The following is a 20,000-nucleotide window of genomic DNA, read 5'->3' as shown; positions in this document are numbered from 1 at the left end:
CGGCCCGTGATCCTTCCGGCTTACTTCGACAGTTGGATCTGCGAGCTGGTCGCGGTCAGGTAGCCCACGGCGGCGCCGAAGCGGTCGTCGTAGTTGGTGCGGATGATCGGATCCAGCACCGGCTTGACGATGTCGTGCAGCGGCGACTCCCAGTCGCCCGGGTGCTGGAAGTTGCTCATCACGTAGGTCCAGCCGTTGATCTTGTCCACGGCGTGCAGGCCGGTGGATTCGGCACCCGACGGGGTGGACAGCACACGGCTGAGTTCCTGGGTGTCCACGTTGTAGGCCCACAGGAAGTTGTTGACGTGCATGCCGCTGTCCTCGCCGATGAACAGGGTGCGCATCTCTTCCGAGAACTTCAGGTTGTCGGGGTTGGCGATCTTGTCGGCGTTGGCCAGGTTGCCCAGGGCGTCGGCAGTGGTCAGATCCTCACCCAGCAGCACCGGGATGAACTGCGAGCTGGCGGGCACCCATTCGCTGTTGATGGCAGCGCCGCTGCTGTCCTTCACACCGGAGGTCATGGTGTGTTCCAGCACGCCGCCCGAATTGATGGCGGCCGGGAAGTTCACGTTCAGCGCCGGCACGTTGCTGGACTTGCCGGTGACCATCGAGTCCTTGATGGCCGAGATGGCGGAGTAGGCCTTCTTGTCCTTCAGGTTGACGGTGGTGCCTTCCATCTTGGTGAAGGACAGGCTGCCCCCCATCATCGCGGCGTAGCGGTGGGTTTCCAGGAAGGCGGCGGCCTTCTCCATGCCCGGCTTGACCTTCACCCACAGGGTCTTCTTGCTGATGACGATCTTCGTGTAGCTGTCGTCCGACGGATCGGCGGTCAGCGACTCCATGATGTCGCTGGCCTGGATACCGCCGCGCACCAGGGTCTCGATCTCGGCGCTGGTGGCCGAACCCAGCTTGATCCAGCTGATGCTGGCGCTGGAGGTGGCGTTCAGTTCGGTGGTGTACTTGGCCACATACAGGGTGCCGGCCGAGAGGTCCTTCTCCTTGTCGGCCACGAACATGAACAGGCCGCCGTTGGTGGCGTCGTCGCCCATCAGCACGGTGCGGTTGTCGCCCATGACCTGGACCAGCTCGTGGGAGATGCGGCCCATGCAGTAGTGCTTGGCGATGCTGGCCGTGCCGTCCTTGTTGACGGTGACTTCCGGCAGATGGCCGTAGTCGTAGGGGCTGGCGGTGGTGGTGTCGCCGAACAGGTTCTGGCTGAAGGCCTGCAGGGTGGCCAGGGTGCTGCCGTTGGCGCCCTGGTCGAAGGCGTCCGGCTCATACTCTTCCGAAGACAGGTGGGTGCCCCAGGGCGACAGGCTGGCGCCGCAGGTGATCCACAGGCCCTGCACGCCCGAGGTGTCCACGTTGTGGTACTTCACCAGGCTCAGCTTGCCGGTGTCCTTGTCCTGGTCCAGCGACAGCACCGCGATGGGCGAGGGCAGCTGGCCGTACATGGACACCAGGGCCTGGTTGCGGGTGGCGTACTCGAACTGCACCACGGCGAACACCGGGTTGCCCTTGACGCCCGAGACGCTGGCGCCGTCCACGGTCAGCAGCGAGCTGCCGTCCGGGCAGTCCGAGAAGAACTGGCGCTCCGAGCCGCTCACCGAGCTGTCGACGATCGGCTGGTTGTGGATGTCGTAGTAACCGCCGGCGATCACGGTGCCGCCCTTGCCGTCGGACACCTCGGTGCCGGTGATGAAGAAGGGTTGGTAGGCCAGCTGGAAGCTGCGGGTGCTCTTGTCGTCGAAGGTGGCGACCAGCGAGGAAGCCACATAGGTGGTGGCCATGTTCTCCGGCGCATCCAGGTTCGGAGCGGCCATGCTGGTGAAGGAGGCGCTCACGAAGTTCGGGCCGTTGCTGCTGTCATTGCAGGCGGTCAGCAGTCCGGCCGAAGCCAGCGAGGAGGCCAGGGGCAGCAGCGGGGCGCCGGCCATGGCTTGAATCAGGCGGCGGCGGGAGATCTGGGGGGTGTTCATGTCAATGCTTGTCCGTGCTTGTGGCGGGACCACGGTGCGATCACCGTGGGACAGCCCGGCAATCTAGAAGCCGCTCATGTCGGCAGCGTGACGGCTTCGCATCCCGGGAAGCTGTGTGTTGTGTGACAGCCCCACCCCGTGTCCCCCGGAGAAACCCAAAATTACCCTTTGGCGACAAATCCGGTGCCGGCCGGGTATGGTCCGGCGCCTTCTTCCGGTTTTCCCCATGACCTGGGCCATCTTCTACAAGCTGCTCGCCATCGTTCTGGTCGCCGCCCTGGGCTGGGTGGTGGGCCGCACCCGCTGGCTGGGTGACACACAGGTGGACCCGGCGCGGGTGCTGGCCAACACCGCCTTCTACCTGTTCGCGCCGGCCCTGTTCTTCCGCACCACCGCGCGGGTGGATCTGGCGCACCTGCCCTGGGCCATGCTGGCCGCCTTCTTCGCCCCGGTGCTGGCGGTGATGCTGGGGGTCTATGGCGTGCAGCGCGCGCGGCGTGGCCGGCTGGGCCTGCCGGCGGCCGCGCCGGCGGTGCGGGCCATCACCGCCACCTTCGGCAACTCGGTGCAGATCGGCATCCCGGTGGTGGCCGGCGTGCTGGGCGAGACCGGCCTGGGCCTGCACCTGACCCTGGTCAGCGTGCACGCCCTGACCCTGCTGACCGTGTGCACCACGCTGGTGGAGCTGGACCTGGCGCGCGAGCATGCGGGGGAGGAGGCCCACCTGGGCCGCGTGCTGCTGGGCACCCTGCGCAACACGGTCATCCACCCGGTCGTGCTGCCGGTGCTGGCCGGCCTGGCCTGGAACCTGACCGGCTGGGGCCTGCCCGCGCCGGTGGACGACACCCTGCAGATGCTGGGTTCGGCCGTGGTGCCGCTGTGCCTGACGCTGATCGGCATGTCGCTGGCCTACCTGGGCCTGCCCGAGCGCCTGGACGGCGCCATCGCGCTCAGCCTGATCAAGCTGCTGCTGCAGCCCGCCCTGGTGCTGGGCGTGGCGCACTGGGGCTTCGGCCTGGCCGGCGTGCCACTGGCCGTGCTGGTGCTGCTGGCCTGCCTGCCGGCGGGCAGCAACTCGATGATGTTCTCGCAGCGCTACCGCACGCTGGAGGCCGAGACCACTGCCGTCAACGTGCTGTCCACCCTGGCCTGCATCGCGGTCATCCCGCTGTGGCTGATCGTGCTCGCCTGGATCGACCCCACGCTGGCCGTCGCCACCGGTGCGGCGGGATAATCGGCGCCATGAGCACGCACGACATCCCCGCCTACATGGCCCAGCTGGGGCAGGCCGCCCGCGCGGCCGCCACCGCCATGGCCCGCGCCGGCACGCGCGCCAAGAATGACACCCTGCTGGCGCTGGCGCGCCTGTTGCGCGAGCAGACCCAGGCCCTGCAGGCGGACAACGCCCGCGACATCGCCGCCGCCGAGGCCGCCGGCCTGGCCGCACCGATGGTGGACCGCCTGCGCCTGACGCCCAAGGTGCTGGCCACGGTGGCCGAGGGCTGCGAGCAGCTGGCCGCCATGCCCGACCCGATCGGCGAGATCACCGGCGTCAAGCGCCGCCCCACCGGCATCAGCGTGGGCCAGATGCGGGTGCCGCTGGGCGTGTTCGGCATGATCTACGAGAGCCGGCCCAACGTGACGATCGAGGCCGCGTCACTGGCCATCAAGAGCGGCAATGCCTGCATCCTGCGCGGCGGCTCCGAGGCCATCCACTCCAACCTGGCGCTGTGGAAGCTGGTGCAGCAGGCCCTGACCGAGGCCGGCCTGCCGGCCACCGCGGTGCAGCTGGTGGAAACCACCGACCGTGCCGCCGTCGGCCACCTGATCGCCATGCCCGAGTTCGTGGACGTGATCATCCCGCGCGGCGGCAAGGGCCTGATCGAACGCATCAGCGCCGAGGCCAAGGTGCCGGTCATCAAGCACCTGGATGGCAACTGCCACACCTATGTCGACGCCGAGGTCGACATCGCCCAGGCCCTGGTGGTGACCGACAACGCCAAGACCCAGAAGTACAGCCCCTGCAACGCCACCGAGTCGCTGCTGGTCCATGAGAAGAGCGCCGCGACCTTCCTGCCGCAGATCGGCGCCATCTTCGCCGCCAAGGGCGTGGAGATGCGCTGCGACCCGGCGGCCCGCGCCATCCTGTCGGACGTGCCGGGCGCGAAGCTGGCCGAGGCCAGCGAAGAAGACTGGGCCACCGAGTACCTGGCACCCATCATCAGCGTCAAGGTGGTGGCCAGCCTGGACGAGGCCATCGACCACATCAACCGCTACGGCAGCCACCACACCGACGCGATCCTGACCACCAACCACCCGAACGCGATGCGCTTCCTGCGCGAGGTGGATTCGGCCAGCGTGATGGTCAACGCCAGCACCCGTTTCGCCGACGGCTTCGAGTACGGGCTGGGCGCCGAGATCGGCATCAGCACCGACAAGTTCCACGCCCGCGGGCCGGTGGGGCTGGAGGGCCTGACCTCGATGAAGTGGATCGTGCTGGGCCAGGGCGAGACCCGGGCCTGAGCCCCCGGGCGTCAGACATGCCTGGCTTCCTGCGCCCCGCCACCGCAGCCGACGCCGCGGCGCTGGCTGCGATCTACCGTCCCTATGTGCTGGAGACGCCCGTCTCCTTCGAGCAGGTGCCTCCTGACGATGACGAGATGGCCTCACGCATCGCCAAGGCCCAGTCCCGCTGGGCGTGGCTGGTGCATGAAGGGGCCGACGGCCGCGTGCTGGGCTATGCCTATGCCGGCGCCTACGCCGAGCGGCCCAGCTACCGCTGGTCGGTCATGACCAGCGTCTACAGCCTGCCCGAGCGCCGCCGCCGCGGCGACGGCCGGGCGCTCTACACCGCCTTGCTGGGCCTGCTGCGCCTGCAGGGCTTCGAGCAGGCCATGGCCGGCATCACGCTGCCCAACCCGGGCAGCGAAGGCTTGCACGCGGCCATGGGCTTCGAGCCCGTGGGCGTGTACCGGCGCGCCGGCTTCAAGCTTGGGCGCTGGCACGACATCGGTCACTTCCAGCGGCCGCTGCAGAACGTGTCCGGCGAGGACCCGACCTGGCCGGTCCCGGCCGAGACCCGCACGTTGGCCGAGGTGCTGGCCAGCGCCGAGGGGCAAGCCGTGCTGGCGGCCGGCCAGTCCCTGCTGAAGGCCTGAAGCCGACCGACTCAGGCGCCGCGGCCGGCGTAGACCTGCAGTGTGTCGATGCGGGCAAAACAGTCGGCCATCACCTCCAGCAGCGCGGCCAGCTTCTTGCCCACCGCCCGCTGCTTGGGATAGACGCCATAGACGGGCATCGGCCGCGGCCGCCAGTCCGGCAGCACTGGCGCCAGTGCCCCCGTCTCCAGCTCGGGCCGGCAGAAGTAGTCCGGCAACAGGGCGATGCCGAAGCCGTCCAGCGCGAAGGTCTTCTGCACCCAGGGGTCGTTGGTGGTGGTGGGCTGCGTCAGCGGCACCTCGCAGGCGCCGTCACGCGACATCAGTGACCAGACCGCCGGGGTGCCGGGGCTGTCCAGCCAGACGCTGCGGTGGCGATGCAGCTCGTCGGGCTGGGTGGGCAGCCCATGCTGGCGCAGGTAGCGCGGGCTGGCGAACAGGCCGTAGGCCAGCCGGCCCAGGCGCTTGGCCACCAGGTGCGGGTGGCGCGGCAGGTGGGTGCAGACATAGCAGTCCACGCCCTCGGGCAGGTCCTGCAGGCCATCGCCGGCCAGGTCCAGGTGGCAGCTCACCTGCGGGTGGCGTTCGGCAAAGGCCTTCAGCACCTGGCAGACAAAGGAGGTGCTGAAGTAGTTGCTGGTCAGCACCCGCAGGTCGCCCGACAGGCCTTCGGCCAGGTTCTGCACCGCCACCCGGGCCTGGTCGAGTCCGGCGCCCAGGTCGGCCAGCACCTGGCGGCAGTGCAGCAGGTAGGTCTGCGCCGCCTCGGTGGGCACCATGCGCCGCGGAGTGCGCACGAACAGCGGCATGCCCAGCTCTGCCTCCAGCCGGGCGATTTGCCGGCTCAGCGTGGCCTTGGGCACGCCGCTCTCGGCCTCGGCCCGGGTCAGGCTGCCATGGGTCATCAGCAGCACGAAGTGCTCGACCAGCCGGATGTCGATCATGGCCGTCAGTGTTCCACAGATGGAACAGGCCATTGCGCCCGGCCCCTTACATCGGCCACGCCGGCCCGGTACAAAGCGGGCTTTGCTGTTGCCTTTGCCCCAAGGAAATCCGATGACTGCCCCGCTGCGTGACCCTGTGCTGATCAACGACTGGCATCCGGTGGCCATTGCGGCCGAGCTGGCGCCGGGCCAGCAGACCGCCACCCTGCTGCTGGACACCCATGTGCTGGTCTGGCGCAGCCAGGACGGCCGCCTGCATGCCTGGGAAGACCGCTGCCCCCACCGCGGCATGAAGCTCTCGATGGGCACGCTGCAGTCCGACGGCGTGACCTGCCCGTACCACGGCTGGATCTTCGGCGAGGACGGCCAGTGCAAGCACATCCCCGCCATGCCGGAACTGACGCCCGAGCGCATGACCGGCCGCGTCACCACCTACGCGGTGCAGGAGCGCTACGGCCTGGTCTGGGTCTGCCTGGGCACCCCGGCGCAGGACGTGCTGCCCTTCCCGGAGTTCGATGACGAACGCCTGCGCAAGGTCTGGTGCGGCCCTTACGAGGTGGGCGCCAGCGGGCCCCGTCTGGTCGAGAACTTCCTGGACATGTCGCACTTCGCCTGGGTGCACACCGACATCCTGGGCGAGAAGACCCGCCCCGAGATCCCGGACTACGAGGTCCAGAGCTTCGACGACCCGGTCTACGGCAGCGGCGTGCGGGCGGTGCAGTGCCAGGCCTGGCAGCCGCAGTCGAACAAGCTGTCGGACAGCGGCAGCATGGTCGAGTACACCTACCGGGTGGTGCGGCCGCTCACCGCCATCCTGACCAAGGTGCCGGTGGTGATGGCCGGCTTCCATGAGGCCATCAGCCTGCACCTGCAGCCCATGACCGAGACCCGCACCCGGGCCTGGATCATCCTCGCGATGACCAACTTCGAGAGCAGCGACGCCGAGCTGCGCCAGTTCCAGGACACCATCTTCCTGCAGGACCAGCCCATCGTGGAGAACCAGATCCCGCTGCGCCTGCCGCTGGTGCCGGGCATGGAGATGTCGATCCCCGTGGACCGCATGTCGCTGGCCTACCGCCGCTACCTCAAGCAGCTGGGCCTGCGCTACGGCGTGGTGACCGAGGGGGATTGAGCGGCGCCCAGCCCGGCGCGGCACAATTCGCCGCATGACTTTGCATGATCCCTTGCCGGTCGTCGATCCGCGCACGGCCCTGGTGCTGTTCTCCGGCGGCCAGGACTCCACCGTCTGCCTGGCCTGGGCCCTGGCCCGCTTTGCGCGTGTCGAGACTCTGGGCTTCGATTACGGCCAGCGCCACAAGATCGAGCTGGACTGCCGCCAGACCGTGCGGCGCGAGCTGGCCGCGCAGTTCCCGGCCTGGACCGAGCGCCTGGGCGAGGACCATCTGCTGGACCTGTCGCTGCTGGGCCAGATCTCCGACACCGCGCTGACCAGCGAGCGGGCCATCGAGCTGCAGGCCAACGGCCTGCCCAACACCTTTGTGCCGGGGCGCAACCTGCTGTTCCTGACCTTTGCCGCCACGCTGGCCTACCGGCGCGGCGCCAGCGTGCTGGTGGGCGGCATGTGCGAGACCGACTATTCCGGCTACCCCGACTGCCGCGACAACACCCTCAAGGCCCTGCAGGTGGCGCTCAGCCTGGGGCTGGACAGCCCGATGACGGTGGACACGCCGCTGATGTTCCTGACCAAGGCCCAGACCTGGGCGCTGTCGGACCAGCTGGGTGGCGAGCGCCTGAATGCACTGATCGTCGAGCACACCCACACCTGCTACCTGGGCGACCGCGGCCACCGTCATGCCTGGGGCTATGGCTGCGGCGAATGCCCGTCCTGCCAGCTGCGGGCCCAGGGCCACGCCGCCTGGGTGGCGGCGCAAGACCAGGGCCAAGGGCAGGGCGCCTGATGGACGGCGACGCCGCCTCCGCCCCGGCCCAGGGGCTGCCGCCGGATCTGGCCGCCTCGCTGGCCTGGCCGCCGCTGGACGCGCCGGTGGCCACCGAGGGCTTCTGGACCCACTGGGGCACCTCGCTGCTGGAATTGGCGCTGCTGCTGATGCTGCTGTTCTGGATGGTGGGCGCCTGGGGGCGGCTGTCCCGGCTGCGCACCGGCGTGGCCCAGGCCTGGGGCCAGCTGGACGATGTGCTGATGCGCCGCGCGGCGGCGCTGGACATGCTGATTGCCGCGGTGCGCGACATCCTGCTGCACGAGGCCGGCAGCCTGCAGGCGCTGGAGCAGGCTCAGTCCCGCCAGCGCGAGGCGGCGCTGGCGGTGCGCATCCGGCCCCATGCGGCCGAGGCGGTGCAGGCCTGGGCGGCGGCCGAGCGCGAGATGGCTTCGCCCCTGGCCCGGCTGCAGGCCCTGCTGGAGCAGCACCCCGAGGCCGAGGACCGCGAGGACGCCATGCGCGCCCGCCTGCAGCTGGAAGACTTCAACGGCCAGGTGGGCTTCGGCCGCCAGACCTTCAACCAGGCCGTGCAGGCCTACAACGACGCACTCACCGAGTTCCCGACCCGGTTGCTGGTGCCGCTGTTCCGCCTGAGCCCAGGGGCCACCGTCTGAAGCGGTGACCGGGCCGGGCGCCCAGACTCAGCTCTGACCCATGATGGCCGCGGTGGCCACCATCTCGTCGAACAGGGCGGCCATGGCGGCGCCGGGCAGGCTGTAGGGGTCCAGTGTTGCGGTTTCCGAATACTTCAGCACCAGGGCCGGGTTCAGGCGGGACAGGTTGACCTGGCCCATGGACCAGCCGGCGAAGCGCCGCTCGTCCACCTCGGCATAGCTCAGCAGCACCACATCGGTGTGGCGCGGGTCGGCGGCAATGCGCTGGTACAGGCGGTTGACGGCCATGCGGCCGCCCTCGAGCACCTGCACGAAGATGTCGTTGGCATGGCACAGCGCCCCGGTAATGCCCTGCGCGGGGTTGGCCGCGCGCGACTTCTGCAGGATGGCGTTGAGGGCCTCGGCAGACTGCGGATCGACCGCGCGGCTGGCGTACATCAGACGGACAAGCATGGGTCACCCCTTCTTGGGCAGCAGGGACAGGAATTCGCGGCGCAGGTTCGGGTCCTTCAGGAAGGCCCCGCGCATCACGCTGTTGGTCATGGCCGAGTCGTTGTCCTTCACGCCGCGCCAGTGCATGCAGAAGTGGTCGGCCTCCATCACGATGGCCAGGCCGTCGGGTTTGACCCGGTCCTGCAGCGTGTCGGCCAGCATGATGACGGCCTCTTCCTGGATCTGGGGCCGGCTCATGATCCAGTCGGCGATGCGGGCGTACTTGGACAGGCCGATCAGATTGGAGTGCTCGTTGGGCAGCACCCCGATCCACAGCTTGCCCACGATGGGGCAGAGGTGGTGCGAGCAGGCGCTGCGCACCGTGATCGGGCCGACGATCATCAGCTCGTTCAGGCGCGAGACGTTGGGGAATTCGGTCACGTCCGGCATCGGGCGGAACCGGCCCCGGAAGACCTCGTCCACGTACATCTTGGCCACCCGCTTGGCGGTCTCGTTCGTGTTGTGATCGCTCTCGGTGTCGATCACCAGGGCCCGCAGCACCTCGGCCATCTTGCCGGCCACCTCGGCCTTGAGCTCCTCCAGCTCGCCGGGCTGCACGAAGTCGGCGATGTTGTCGTTGGCATGGTGGCGCCGCCGGGCGCTCACCAGGCGGTAGCGGATGCGTTCGGACGCAGGCAGGGCGGCCAGTTCGTCGGGCGACAGGGGGGCCGGAGCCGAAGAGGGATGGGACATGCCGGATTCCAGGCCTTGGAAGAAGGCTGTTGGGGAACGGTGGAGGCACCATTGTCGTGCAGGGGCAAAGCACCTGGCCCGCCTGGGGTGGTTAGACTGCCGGACGTGACCGACGCCGCTGTACCTGCCCCGGCCGGGCCCACCCTGGCCCGACTCCTGACCCTCACCGCCCGCGCCGTCCAGGCCGTGCGAAGTGGACGCTCCCTGACCGACGTGCTGGCTGGCGTGCCCGGGCCGGTGCGTCCGGGGGTGCAGGCCCTGTCCTTTGCCGTGCTGCGGCGCCTGGGCGCCGCCGAGGCACTGCGGGCCCAGCTGGCCCCGCGCCGCCCGCCGCCCGCGGTGGAGGGCCTGCTGCTGTGCGCGCTGGCCCTGCTCTGGCCCGAGGAAGCCCCGGCCTATCCGGACCACACGCTGGTGGACCAGGCCGTGACGGCGGTGCGCAAGGCCGCGCCGGCCTCGGCCGGCTTCGTCAACGCGGTGTTGCGTCGCTTTCTGCGCGAGCGGGCCGCCCAGGTGGCCCAGGCCGAGCGCCGGCCCGAGGCGGTCTGGAACCACCCGGCTTGGTGGGTGGAACGGGTCCAGGCCGACTGGCCGGACCACTGGCAGACGATCCTCGGCCAGGCCCGGCTGCGTCCGCCGATGGCGCTGCGGGTCAATGCCCGGCGTGGCTCGGTGGCGGACTACCTGGCGCGGCTGCATGCGGCCGGCCTGTCCGGCCAGGCGGTGGGCGGCCCGGGCTGGGCGCAGGCCATCGTGCTGGACGCCCCGGTGCCGGTGGAGCGCCTGCCCGGTTTTGCCGAGGGCTGGGTGTCGGTGCAGGACCTGGCGGCCCAGCGCGCCGCGCCGCTGCTGATCGGCGAGGGCCTGCCGGCCGGTGCCCGGGTGCTGGATGCCTGCGCCGCGCCCGGCGGCAAGACGGCCCACCTGCTGGAACTGGCCGATCTGGACCTGCTGGCGCTGGACGCCGACCCCAAACGGCTGGCCCGGGTGGGCGAGGGCTTGCAGCGCCTGGGCCTGCGCGCCCGCATCCTGGCGGCCGACGCCCGGGCGGTGGACACCTGGTGGGACGGCCAGCCCTTCGACGCCATCCTGCTGGACGCCCCGTGCTCGGCCTCAGGCATCGTGCGGCGCCACCCCGACATCGCCTGGCTGCGCCGTCCGGAAGACATCCCGGCCCTGGCCGGCATCCAGGCCGAGTTGCTGGACGCGCTGTGGCCGCTGCTGAAACCGGGCGGCCGCCTGCTCTACGCCACCTGTTCGGTTTTCAAGGCCGAGGGGCAGGCGCAGATCGACGCATTTTTGCAACGTCGCGGCCTTCCATCGGACTGCGTCGCCTCAGTCTCTCCCGGCCATTTGCTGCCGCTGCCGGACAATCAGCACGCACCGTCTGCTTCCGCCCCTGTGGCCCGCGCGGATGGTTTCTTCTACGCCCTGCTGGGCAAACCCGCCACCTCCGGCTCCGCATCCTGACCCCCTCGTGATGGCCCTGTTCCGGCTTTCGCTGTCCACCTGTCGCTGTGCGGCCACTGGCCTGCTGCGCGCATGGTGCAGTGTCGTTGCCGGGCTGCTGCTGTGGGGCCTGCTGTCCACCCAGGCGGTCCAGGCCCAGGGCATCGAACTGCCCGCGCTGGCCGTCAGCCGTGGCGAGGGGGGGCTCAACCTGGACTTCGAGGTGCGCCTGGCGCCGGGGCGCACCGTCGAAGATGCGCTGCGGCGCGGGGTGCCGGTCTACTTCACCGCCGAGGCCAAGGTCTTCCGGCCGCGCTGGTACTGGCGCGACGAGCGCGTGGCCAGCGCGACCCGCACCTGGCGGGTCTCCTACCAGCCGCTCACCTCGTCCTGGCGGGTCAGCCTGGGGGCCTTCAGCCAGTCCTTCCAGTCGCTCGATGGCGCGCTGGGCGCCGTGTCCCGGGCCAGCAACTGGCGCATTGCCGATGCGGAACAGGTCGACGCCACGGACAAGTACTACGTCGAGTTCAGCTACCGGCTGGACAACAGCCAGCTGCCCCGGCCGCTGCAGCTGGATCTGACCGTCCAGTCCGACTGGCGCCTGTCGGTCGATCGCACGCTGCGGCTGGAGTGAGCCGGCCCCGCGGTCCCTGCCCATGAAACGTTCCGCCATGTGGGTGTGGGCCATCGGCCTGCTGGTCATTGCCGGCACCGGGCTGGTGCTGTCCTTCGTGCTCTCGCTCGTAGCCCAGCGGCCGCTGGGCTACGAGCAGCAGTTCGTCTGGCTGTTCTGGGTCAACGTCGGCGTGGCGGCCTTGCTGGTGATGGTGCTGTTGGCTGCCGCCGTGCGCCTGGCCGTGCGCCTGCGCCAGCGCAAGTTCGGCAGCCGCCTGCTGTTCAAGCTGGCTGGCATCTTCGCCCTGGTGGGCGTGCTGCCCGGGGCGCTGATCTACACGGTGAGCTACCAGTTCGTCTCGCGCAGCGTGGAGGCCTGGTTCGACGCCGGGGTGGAACGCGCGCTGGACGCCGGCTTGGCCCTGGGCAAGGGCACACTGCAGGCCCTGTCGACCGACCTGGTCAGCAAAACCCGCAACGCGGCCGACCGGTTGGCCGAGTCGACCGAACCCGAGCTGCTGGGCCTGGAGCGGCTGCGCGAACAGCTGGGCGCCCGCCAGGTGGCCCTGGTGTCGGCCAACGGCCAGGTGCTGTCCAACGCCAGCACCAGCACGGCGCTGGGCCTGGACCGTCCGGCGGCCGGCTTGCTGCGCGAAGCCCGGCTCAACCAGTCGGCCAGCCAGATCGAGGGCCTGGAGGACGACGTCAGCACGGCCGACGCGGCGCCGCAGGCCCAGGTGCGCGCCCTGGCCCGGCTGCCGGACACGCATTTCAGCCTGTACCAGCGCGAGGACCGCTACCTGATGGTGGTGCAGCCCCTGCCGCGGGCCCTGACCAGCAATGCCTTGATCGTGCAGGCCGCCTACCGCGAATACCAGCAGCGCCACATCGCCCGCGATGGTCTGCGCCGCATGTACATCGGCACGCTGACGCTGTCGATGGTGCTCTCGGTGCTGGGCGCGGTGGTGCTGGCCGTGCTGCTGGGCAACCAGCTGGCCCGCCCGCTGCTGCTGCTGGCCGAGGGCATGCGCCAGGTGGCCGCGGGCGACCTGGGGGCCAAGCCGGTCTTCACCTCGCGCGATGAGATCGGCGAGCTCACCCGCACCTTCGCCGACATGACCGAGCAGCTCGGCAGCGCCCGCTCCCAGGCCGAGCGCAGCATGAAGCAGCTCGACGGCGCCCGAGCCCGGCTGCAGACCATCCTGGACAGCCTGACCGCCGGCGTGATCATGTTCGACCGTGCGCAGGCCATCGACACCGTCAACCCCGGGGCCACCCGCATCCTGCGCGCGCCCTTGTCGGCCTATGTCGGCCGGTCGCTGGGCGATGTCCCAGGCCTGGCCGACTTTGCATCGGCCATTTGGCGCCGCTTCGACCTGCTGGAAAGCAGCCCGGGGGCTGGCGAGCGCGACCACTGGCAGGAATCGTTCGAACTGCCGCTGGACGGGGCGGCCATCACCCTGCTGGTGCGTGGCGCGCAACTGCCCGGGCGCGCGCGCCTGGTGGTGTTCGACGACATCACCGAGCTGGTGTCGGCCCAGCGCAGCGAGGCCTGGGGCGAGGTGGCGCGCCGCCTGGCCCACGAGATCAAGAACCCGCTCACCCCCATCCAGCTGTCGGCCGAACGCCTGCAGTTCAAGCTCTCCGCCAAGCTGGAAGGGGCGGACCAGGCGATGCTCGAACGATCGGTGGCCACCATCGTGGCCCAGGTGCAGGCCATGAAGCAGCTGGTCAACGAGTTCCGCGACTACGCGCGGCTGCCCGCCGCCAAGCTGCAGCCCACCGACCTCAATGCCCTGGTGGCCGAGGTGCTGGCCCTGTACGGCGAGCAGCAGGAGAAGGGCCGGCTCATCGCGCGCTGTGCGCCCAGGCTGCCCCTGGTGGCGGGCGATGCCACCCAGCTGCGCCAGGTCATCCACAACCTGGTGCAGAACGCGCTCGATGCCGTAGAGGCCCAGGAGCATGCCCGGGTCTGCCTGGAGACCGAGGTCCTGAATGCCGAAGAGGGGGGGCGGCCGCTGGTGCGCCTGAAAGTGTCGGACAATGGGCCGGGTTTCAGCGAGAAGGTGCTTCATCGCGCCTTCGAACCCTACGTCACCACCAAGAGCAAGGGCACCGGCCTGGGGCTGGCGGTGGTGAAGAAGATCGCTGACGAACATGGGGCCCGTGTGCGCATCGTCAACCTTCCGCCGGATGAAGGCGGCAGTGGTGCGGCAGGTGGGGCCCAGGTTTCGCTATCATTTTCGGGCATCACTGAACAGAAGGATCCTGCAGGACCTCCCGCGGCCAACCCACCCGTGACCGGCGCCTGACGCGACCTCCATGGCAACGATACTTGTAGTTGACGACGAGATGGGCATCCGTGCCCTGCTCTCGGAAATCCTGACCGACGAAGGCCACAGCGTCGAGTTGGCGGAAAACGCTGCCCAGGCCCGTGCGGCCCGAGAGCGCATGCGGCCCGATCTGGTGCTGCTCGACATCTGGATGCCCGATGTCGACGGCATCACCCTGCTCAAGGAGTGGGGGGCCACCGGCCTGCTCAACATGCCGGTGGTGATGATGAGTGGCCACGGCACGATCGACACCGCGGTCGAGGCCACCAAATTTGGCGCCATGGCCTTCCTGGAAAAGCCGATCACGCTGCAGAAGCTGCTGCGCGCGGTGGAGCAGGCCCTGGCCCGCGCCGTGCCCAAGGCCCCACCGGCGCCCGGCATGTCGCCCGTGGCCGGCAATGGCATCTTCCGCGCCGAGCCCGGGCTGACCGTGGAGGCTGCCATGACTGGCGGCATGGGCCTGCCCATGCCGATGCCGGTGGAACTGGGCCCGCAGTCGGAGCAGAGCTTCGACCTGGACCGTCCGCTGCGCGAGGCCCGCGATGCGTTCGAGAAGAGCTACTTCGAGTTCCACCTCGCCCGCGAAAACGGCAGCATGACCCGCGTGGCCGAGAAGACCGGGCTGGAGCGCACCCACCTCTACCGCAAGCTCAAGCAACTGGGCGTCGATCTTTCGCGCAACAAGCGCGGGACGCTTGCGTGATCCTGCAGAACTGCTATACTGATTAGCTTTCCTGGCCTGGTAGCTCAGTTGGTAGAGCAGCGGATTGAAAATCCGCGTGTCGGTGGTTCGATTCCGCCCCAGGCCACCAAACACCTGTCTTGCGCCTTCTGCGCGAGGCCCCTCAAAAGCCCGGCCCGTCCGGGCTTTTTTGCGTCTGGAAGGGGCTCAGCGGCCCTCCTTCTTGTCAGACCAGCACCGCCGATACCGGCCGGCGCAGCGAGCGGGGCAGGGCCGGGCCGCGGCCGAAGCGCACCACCAGATCGGGCCTGAGCGGGCCCAGGCCCAGGGCCGCGGCAAACCGGGGGCGCAGCGCGGCCACTTCCACGGGCTGGTTGAGCATGGCGTTGCGCACGCCCAGGGCGGTGGCCTGCAGGGCGAAGCGCTGGTAGGCGCGGCCCACGGCCACCCAATGGGCGGCATCGGCCTGTTCGGCCACGAACACGGCCACGCCTGAGGCACTGCGCACCTGTTGGGCATAGCGGTCGGCCTCGACGCCCGGGGTGAAGAACAGGTCGAACAGCAGCCGCCCCAGCCAGGTCGGTGCCGTGGGGTTGCCCGAGGCGGCGGTGTACAGCCCGTCGCCCAGGCGCACGGCGTCGGCCGCGTTGAAGCGCAGCCACTGCTTGAGCTCCCGCACGAAGGCCGGGTCGCGGATCTGCGCGGTGTTGCCCTCGACGACGAAGGACAGGATGCGTTCCAGCGCCGCGCGGTCGGTGAACAGATGGCATTGCACGCCGGGGCCGGCTGCGGCGGCGGTCAGCTGCTTGAGTTCGCCGGCCGTCAGCGGATGTCCATCGAAGTCGCCGCGCGTGCACTGACGGGCCGGGATGGCGACATAGAGCGCAGTGGACTGCGGCGTGCCGGGTGCCAGCGTCACCCGCACGGCCGCCTGCGCGGGCTCGAAGCGGGCCTCGGCCCGCAGGCCTTGCGCGCCAGCCGCCTGCACCAGGTTCTCGGTGGCGCAACCCAGCGAGACGAAGAGGTGGTGGTCGTCCGGGTCCACGGCCGGGCAGCGGCGGCTGAAATCCGGCAGCACGGTGATGGCGTCCGGCGCGATGGCAAAGCGCCAGCACTGGGTGTTGTGGCTGCTGGGCGCCAGGGTGGCGCAACGGACCAGCTCCAGGCCCAGGGCCCGCCCTTCCAGCCCGTGCAAGGGGCCGGTGCGCCAGATTTGCTGCACGGCAGCGTCGTAGTCGTGCTGCCCCGGGTTCCAGGCTGCAGCCGTGCCGGGCCCTGCGGCCAGCCAGGCCAGGGGGGCGGCGTGGGTCAGTTGACGGCGGTTCATGGGCACTTCCTGGGCGGGGGGCTGTCAGCTTGCTCCGGTGGCCAGGGGCGGTCCTTGATCCGCCGCAGCGGGGCTGGGTGTCGCGGCACCCGGGTGGGCAGAATGGGGGCATGTTCTTCGCCCTCTCCAAACTCCTGTCCGCCGTCACCCAGCCGTTGTTCTGGCTGGGACTTTTGTGGGCGGTGGCGCTCCTGCTGTTGAAGAAGCGCCGCCGCACCGCGCTGTCCATGCTGTGGGGCGGGCTGGGGCTTCTGGGCCTGCTGGGCGTGCAGGCCGTGCCGGACGCGCTGTTGCGCGCACTGGAAGACCGCTACCCCATTCCCCCCGAGGCCGCCATCGGCCAGCACACCGGGGTCATCGTGCTGGGCGGGGCCTTCGATCACCCGGCCAGCTTCGTCACCCATGGCCAGGTGCCGCTCAATGATTCGGCCGAGCGCATGACGTTGCCGCTGACCTGGCTGCGTCAGCATCCAGCCATGGACTTGGTGTTCAGCGGTGGGGAAGGGCGCCTGGTGGGCGTCACCGGCGTGCCCGAGGCTGAACTGGCCCGCCAGTTCTATGCCGAGCAGGGGCTGGACATGGCCCGCGTGATGCTGGAGAGCCGCTCACGCTCCACCCACGAGAACGCGCAACGGGTGGCCGAGTTGCTGGGGCCACGCTGCCGCGAGCAGCGCTGGCTGCTGGTGACCTCGGCCTGGCACATGCCGCGCTCCGTGGCCGAATTCCAGGCCGTGGGCTGCCAGGTCACGCCCTATCCGGTGGACTTCCGCACCGGGGCCGACACGCCCTGGACCGAATACGCGTTGACCGAAAGCCTGCACCGCTGGCAGCTGGCCCTGCACGAGTGGATCGGTCTGGCGGCCTACCGGCTCATGCGCTGAGCCTCGGCCACCCCCTCGGCCCTCACCACTTTGCATCCTGGGCGAAGTGCTCGACCAGGAAGTCGATCAGCACCCGCACCTTGGCCGGCACATGCTTGCGGCTGGGGTAGACGGCGTGGATGCCGATCTCGTGGGCGCAGTAGGCGGGCATCAGCTCCACCAGCGTGCCAGCGGCCAGGGCCGGCGCCACCAGGAAGGTGGGCTGCAGGATCACGCCCTGGTCGGCCAGCGCGGCGGCCAGGCAGGTCTCGCCGTTGTTGGTGTGCATCCAGGGGCGGGTGCGCACGCTCACCGGCCCCTGCGGTCCGGTGAAATGCCACTCGTCCTTGGTGGCGAAGTAGCTGTAGGCGATCACCTGGTGCTGTGCCAGCTCGGCCGGGTGCCGCGGCGTGCCATGGGCGGCCAGATAGGCCGGTGAGGCGCACAGGGCCAGGCGGGTGGTGGTCAGGCGCCGGCTGACCAGCGAGGAGTTCTCCATCGCGGCGATGCGGATGGCCAGGTCGTAGCCTTCCTCCACCAGGTCCACCAGCCGGTCGGCCAGCGTCACCTCCAGCGTGAGCTGCGGGTGCAGCGCCCGAAAGCGCCCCCACAGCGGCGCCAGGTGCAGGATGCCGAAGGTGAAGGGCGCGTTGATGCGCAAGAGGCCGCTGGCGGCCTCGCGGCTGGAGGTGACCTCGGTCTCGGCATCGGCCAGTTCGGCCAGCAGCTCTTTGCTGCGGCCATAGAACACCTGCCCCTCCGGCGTCAGCGAGACCCGCCGCGTCGTGCGGTGCAGCAGCCGGATGCCCAGCCGGTTCTCCAGCTCCACCACATGCCGGGAGACCGCGGCCTTGGACAGATTCAGCGCCTCGGCGGCGGCGACGAAGCTGCCGGCCTCCACCACGGTGTTGAAGCTTTGCATTTCCAGGAAGCGGTCCACTGTCTCTTATCCCGTGACAATAAATCAATTGAATCGAAGTTTATCTTTTAATTCCGAATCAATACAGTGAACACCATGCACTGAACCCCGGGGGCTGCCCTTCTGGCCGAAGACGGTCGACGGCAGCCTCTGAACCCGAAAGGAATGGACATGAAAGTCACTGTGATCGGCGCCGGCAACATGGGCGCAGCCTTCGTCAAGCAACTCACCGGGGCCGGCCACGAGGTCCGCGTCACCGCCCGTCATCTGGACAAGGCCCAGGCCCTGGCTGCCGCCCACCCGGGTGCCATGGCCGTGCCGGCCGCGGGGGCGGCGCAAGGTGTGGACGCCGTGGTGCTGGCCACAGCCTATGGCGATGCCGCCGCCGCGCTGCAGTCGGCGGGGGATCTGAACGGCGCGGTGGTGATCGACATCACCAACCCGCTGACGGCCGACTACATGGGCCTGACGCTGGGCCACAGCACGTCGGCGGCCGAAGAGATCGCCAAGGCTGTGCCGGGCGCCCAACTGGTCAAGGGCTTCAACACCCTGTTCGCCCAGGTGCTGGCGGCCGGGGCCGATTTCGGCCAGGGGCGCCATGCCACGGTGTTCCTGGCCAGCGACAGCGCGGCGGCCAAGCAGGTCGCCAGCACCCTGGCCCAGAGCATGGGTTTCGAGGTGGTGGACGCCGGTGGTCTGAAGAACGCTCGCTATCTGGAGCCGCTGGCCGGCCTCAACATCTACCTGGGCTATGGCGCCGGGCTGGGCACCACCGTGGCCCCCACCTGGATCCACCGCGCCTGAGGCGCGGGCACGTCGAAGGAGAACTGTGATGAACAAGAACCTGCAGAACGCGATCGCCTTTCTGGGGCGTCTGTTGTTCGCGGCGCTGTTCTTGCCGGCAGGCGTCGGCAAGGTGATCGACTTCAGCGGCACCGTGGGCTACGTGGCCTCGGCAGGGCTGCCCTTGCCGGCCCTGGGCGCATTGGCTGCCCTGCTGGTCGAAATCATCGGCAGCGTGGCCCTGTTGCTGGGCTTGGGCACCCGCTATGCCGCTGCGGTGATGACCTTGTTCACGCTCGCGGCCAGCGTCTTCTTTCACCCGTTCTGGAGCGTGCCGGCGGATCAGGCCTTCGTGACCCAGTTGCTGTTCTTCAAGAACATCGCGGTGGCCGGTGGCTTGCTGACCCTGGTGGCCCATGGCGCCGGTGGCTGGAGCCTGGATGCGCGTCGCGAAGATTGAGCGCCTGCTCTGATCTGTTGAAAGCCGAGTGATGCATGCCTTGATGCAAACCCCCGGGCCGGTGGAGACCGACCCCGTGTCCGGACTGAGCCTTCGCCTGCTGCAGCCCGCCCCAGTGGCGCCGCGCCGCTTGCTGGTGCTGCTGCACGGCGTGGGCGGCAACGAGCAATCGGTGGCTGGTCTGGCCGCAGGTGTCCCCGAGGACACCCTGGTGGTGCTGGTGCGGGGGCCGCTGGCCCTGGGGCCTCAGCAGTTTGCCTGGTTCCAGGTGGCCTTCACGGCACACGGTCCGCGCATCGTGCCTGAACAGGCCGAGCAGAGCCGCCTGGCGCTGATCGCCTTGATCGCCGAACTGCAGCGTGCGCACGGTGTGACGCCGGCGCACACCGTGGTGGCCGGTTTCAGCCAGGGCGGCATCATGAGTGCCAGTGTGGCGCTGTCGGCGCCCGCCGCGGTCGCGGGCTTCGGCCTGCTGTCGGGGCGCATCCTGCCGGAGTTGGAGCCCCATCTGGCTCCGCTCGCGGCGTTGGCGGGGCTGCAGGGCTTTGTGGGGCACGGCACATGCGACAGCAAGCTGCCGGTGGACTGGGCGCACCGCGCCCACCAGGGGCTGGATGCGCTCGGCGTGCCCCATGTGCTGAGGCTCTACCCGATCGACCATGGCATCAGCGCCGAGATGCAGGCCGACTTTCTGGCCTGGTGGCAGGCCTTGGCCTGAGGCGCCGGCCTTC

General features: G+C 69.6%; 20 protein-coding genes and 1 tRNA gene. 15 read left to right on the top strand and 6 right to left on the bottom strand.

Annotated features, from left to right (window positions below):
• Positions 1 to 20 precede the first annotated feature (20 nt).
• Positions 21 to 1,979 carry a PhoX family protein gene (locus M0L44_RS16210; RefSeq protein ID WP_252770849.1) on the bottom strand — a complete coding sequence of 653 codons (1,959 nt, stop codon included), beginning with the start codon at positions 1,977 to 1,979 and terminating at the stop codon, positions 21 to 23.
• 226 nt (positions 1,980 to 2,205) lie between these two features.
• On the opposite strand from M0L44_RS16210, the gene M0L44_RS16205 reads away from it, so the two are divergent.
• Genes M0L44_RS16205 through M0L44_RS16195 form a run of 3 tightly spaced genes read left to right on the top strand, consistent with a single transcriptional unit; the run spans position 2,206 to position 5,137 of the window.
• A complete protein-coding gene (locus tag M0L44_RS16205; protein WP_252770848.1) occupies positions 2,206 to 3,213 on the top strand; it encodes an AEC family transporter in 1,008 nt (335 codons plus the stop codon).
• A gap of 35 nt (positions 3,214 to 3,248) precedes the next feature.
• On the top strand, positions 3,249 to 4,502 hold the full coding sequence (locus M0L44_RS16200) for a glutamate-5-semialdehyde dehydrogenase (RefSeq protein ID WP_435526437.1): 1,254 nt from the start codon (positions 3,249 to 3,251) through the stop codon (positions 4,500 to 4,502).
• A 17-nt stretch (positions 4,503 to 4,519) separates the two neighbouring features.
• A complete protein-coding gene (locus M0L44_RS16195) occupies positions 4,520 to 5,137 on the top strand; it encodes a GNAT family N-acetyltransferase (RefSeq protein ID WP_252770846.1) in 618 nt (205 codons plus the stop codon).
• A gap of 11 nt (positions 5,138 to 5,148) precedes the next feature.
• On the opposite strand, the gene M0L44_RS16190 is transcribed toward M0L44_RS16195, so the two are convergent.
• Entirely contained in the window at positions 5,149 to 6,081 is a 933-nt protein-coding gene (locus M0L44_RS16190) for a LysR family transcriptional regulator (protein WP_252770845.1), read from the bottom strand.
• Between the two features lie 112 nt (positions 6,082 to 6,193).
• On the opposite strand from M0L44_RS16190, the gene M0L44_RS16185 reads away from it, so the two are divergent.
• Genes M0L44_RS16185 through M0L44_RS16175 form a run of 3 tightly spaced genes read left to right on the top strand, consistent with a single transcriptional unit; the run spans position 6,194 to position 8,656 of the window.
• Positions 6,194 to 7,213, top strand: a complete 1,020-nt coding sequence (locus M0L44_RS16185) for a Rieske 2Fe-2S domain-containing protein (RefSeq protein ID WP_252770844.1) — start codon at positions 6,194 to 6,196, stop codon at positions 7,211 to 7,213.
• 34 nt (positions 7,214 to 7,247) lie between these two features.
• Positions 7,248 to 8,000, top strand: a complete 753-nt coding sequence (gene queC, locus M0L44_RS16180) for a 7-cyano-7-deazaguanine synthase QueC (RefSeq protein WP_252770843.1) — start codon at positions 7,248 to 7,250, stop codon at positions 7,998 to 8,000.
• Positions 8,000 to 8,656 carry a LemA family protein gene (locus tag M0L44_RS16175; RefSeq protein ID WP_252770842.1) on the top strand — a complete coding sequence of 219 codons (657 nt, stop codon included), beginning with the start codon at positions 8,000 to 8,002 and terminating at the stop codon, positions 8,654 to 8,656. The genes queC and M0L44_RS16175 overlap by 1 nt, the downstream gene beginning before the upstream one ends.
• A 27-nt stretch (positions 8,657 to 8,683) precedes the next feature.
• Here the strand turns inward: M0L44_RS16175 and M0L44_RS16170 are convergent, their stop codons facing one another.
• Positions 8,684 to 9,109, bottom strand: a complete 426-nt coding sequence (locus tag M0L44_RS16170) for a BLUF domain-containing protein (protein ID WP_252770841.1) — start codon at positions 9,107 to 9,109, stop codon at positions 8,684 to 8,686.
• Between the two features lie 3 nt (positions 9,110 to 9,112).
• Positions 9,113 to 9,841, bottom strand: a complete 729-nt coding sequence (gene folE / locus M0L44_RS16165; RefSeq protein WP_252770840.1) for a GTP cyclohydrolase I — start codon at positions 9,839 to 9,841, stop codon at positions 9,113 to 9,115.
• Between the two features lie 105 nt (positions 9,842 to 9,946).
• Between folE and rsmB the strand changes: the two genes are divergently transcribed.
• The 5 genes from rsmB to M0L44_RS16140 all read left to right on the top strand — a co-directional run bounded on the left by rsmB (position 9,947) and on the right by M0L44_RS16140 (position 15,050).
• Complete coding sequence (gene rsmB / locus M0L44_RS16160; RefSeq protein ID WP_252770839.1) at positions 9,947 to 11,311, top strand: 16S rRNA (cytosine(967)-C(5))-methyltransferase RsmB; 1,365 nt, start codon at positions 9,947 to 9,949, stop codon at positions 11,309 to 11,311.
• 10 nt (positions 11,312 to 11,321) lie between these two features.
• Complete coding sequence (locus M0L44_RS16155) at positions 11,322 to 11,924, top strand: DUF4390 domain-containing protein (RefSeq protein WP_252770976.1); 603 nt, start codon at positions 11,322 to 11,324, stop codon at positions 11,922 to 11,924.
• Positions 11,925 to 11,946: 22 nt separating this feature from the next.
• Positions 11,947 to 14,217 carry a sensor histidine kinase gene (locus M0L44_RS16150; RefSeq protein ID WP_252770838.1) on the top strand — a complete coding sequence of 757 codons (2,271 nt, stop codon included), beginning with the start codon at positions 11,947 to 11,949 and terminating at the stop codon, positions 14,215 to 14,217.
• A 10-nt stretch (positions 14,218 to 14,227) separates the two neighbouring features.
• Entirely contained in the window at positions 14,228 to 14,941 is a 714-nt protein-coding gene (locus M0L44_RS16145) for a response regulator (RefSeq protein ID WP_252770837.1), read from the top strand.
• 33 nt (positions 14,942 to 14,974) lie between these two features.
• A tRNA-Phe gene (locus M0L44_RS16140) sits at positions 14,975 to 15,050 on the top strand.
• Positions 15,051 to 15,146: 96 nt separating this feature from the next.
• Here M0L44_RS16140 and M0L44_RS16135 read toward each other — a convergent pair.
• A complete protein-coding gene (locus M0L44_RS16135) occupies positions 15,147 to 16,247 on the bottom strand; it encodes an Acg family FMN-binding oxidoreductase (RefSeq protein WP_252770836.1) in 1,101 nt (366 codons plus the stop codon).
• 110 nt (positions 16,248 to 16,357) lie between these two features.
• Here M0L44_RS16135 and M0L44_RS16130 point away from each other — a divergent pair, with 110 nt between their 5' ends.
• Positions 16,358 to 17,128 carry a YdcF family protein gene (locus tag M0L44_RS16130; protein WP_252770835.1) on the top strand — a complete coding sequence of 257 codons (771 nt, stop codon included), beginning with the start codon at positions 16,358 to 16,360 and terminating at the stop codon, positions 17,126 to 17,128.
• Between the two features lie 22 nt (positions 17,129 to 17,150).
• Here the strand turns inward: M0L44_RS16130 and M0L44_RS16125 are convergent, their stop codons facing one another.
• On the bottom strand, positions 17,151 to 18,047 hold the full coding sequence (locus M0L44_RS16125) for a LysR family transcriptional regulator (RefSeq protein ID WP_252770834.1): 897 nt from the start codon (positions 18,045 to 18,047) through the stop codon (positions 17,151 to 17,153).
• A gap of 150 nt (positions 18,048 to 18,197) precedes the next feature.
• On the opposite strand from M0L44_RS16125, the gene M0L44_RS16120 reads away from it, so the two are divergent.
• The 3 genes from M0L44_RS16120 to M0L44_RS16110 are packed head-to-tail and all read left to right on the top strand — an operon-like array spanning position 18,198 to position 19,987.
• Positions 18,198 to 18,830: an NADPH-dependent F420 reductase gene (locus tag M0L44_RS16120; protein WP_252770833.1), complete on the top strand. Its 633-nt coding sequence runs from the start codon at positions 18,198 to 18,200 to the stop codon at positions 18,828 to 18,830.
• A gap of 28 nt (positions 18,831 to 18,858) precedes the next feature.
• A complete protein-coding gene (locus tag M0L44_RS16115) occupies positions 18,859 to 19,269 on the top strand; it encodes a DoxX family protein (protein ID WP_252770832.1) in 411 nt (136 codons plus the stop codon).
• 31 nt (positions 19,270 to 19,300) lie between these two features.
• A complete protein-coding gene (locus M0L44_RS16110; RefSeq protein ID WP_252770831.1) occupies positions 19,301 to 19,987 on the top strand; it encodes an alpha/beta hydrolase in 687 nt (228 codons plus the stop codon).
• Positions 19,988 to 20,000 lie beyond the last annotated feature (13 nt).

Origin of the sequence: Ideonella oryzae (assembly GCF_024055665.1) — a bacterium.
Taxonomy (GTDB): Bacteria; Pseudomonadota; Gammaproteobacteria; order Burkholderiales; family Burkholderiaceae_C; genus Ideonella; species Ideonella oryzae.
Note: the sequence above shows the minus strand (reverse complement) of the source record. Positions and strands in the feature narration are given on the sequence as shown.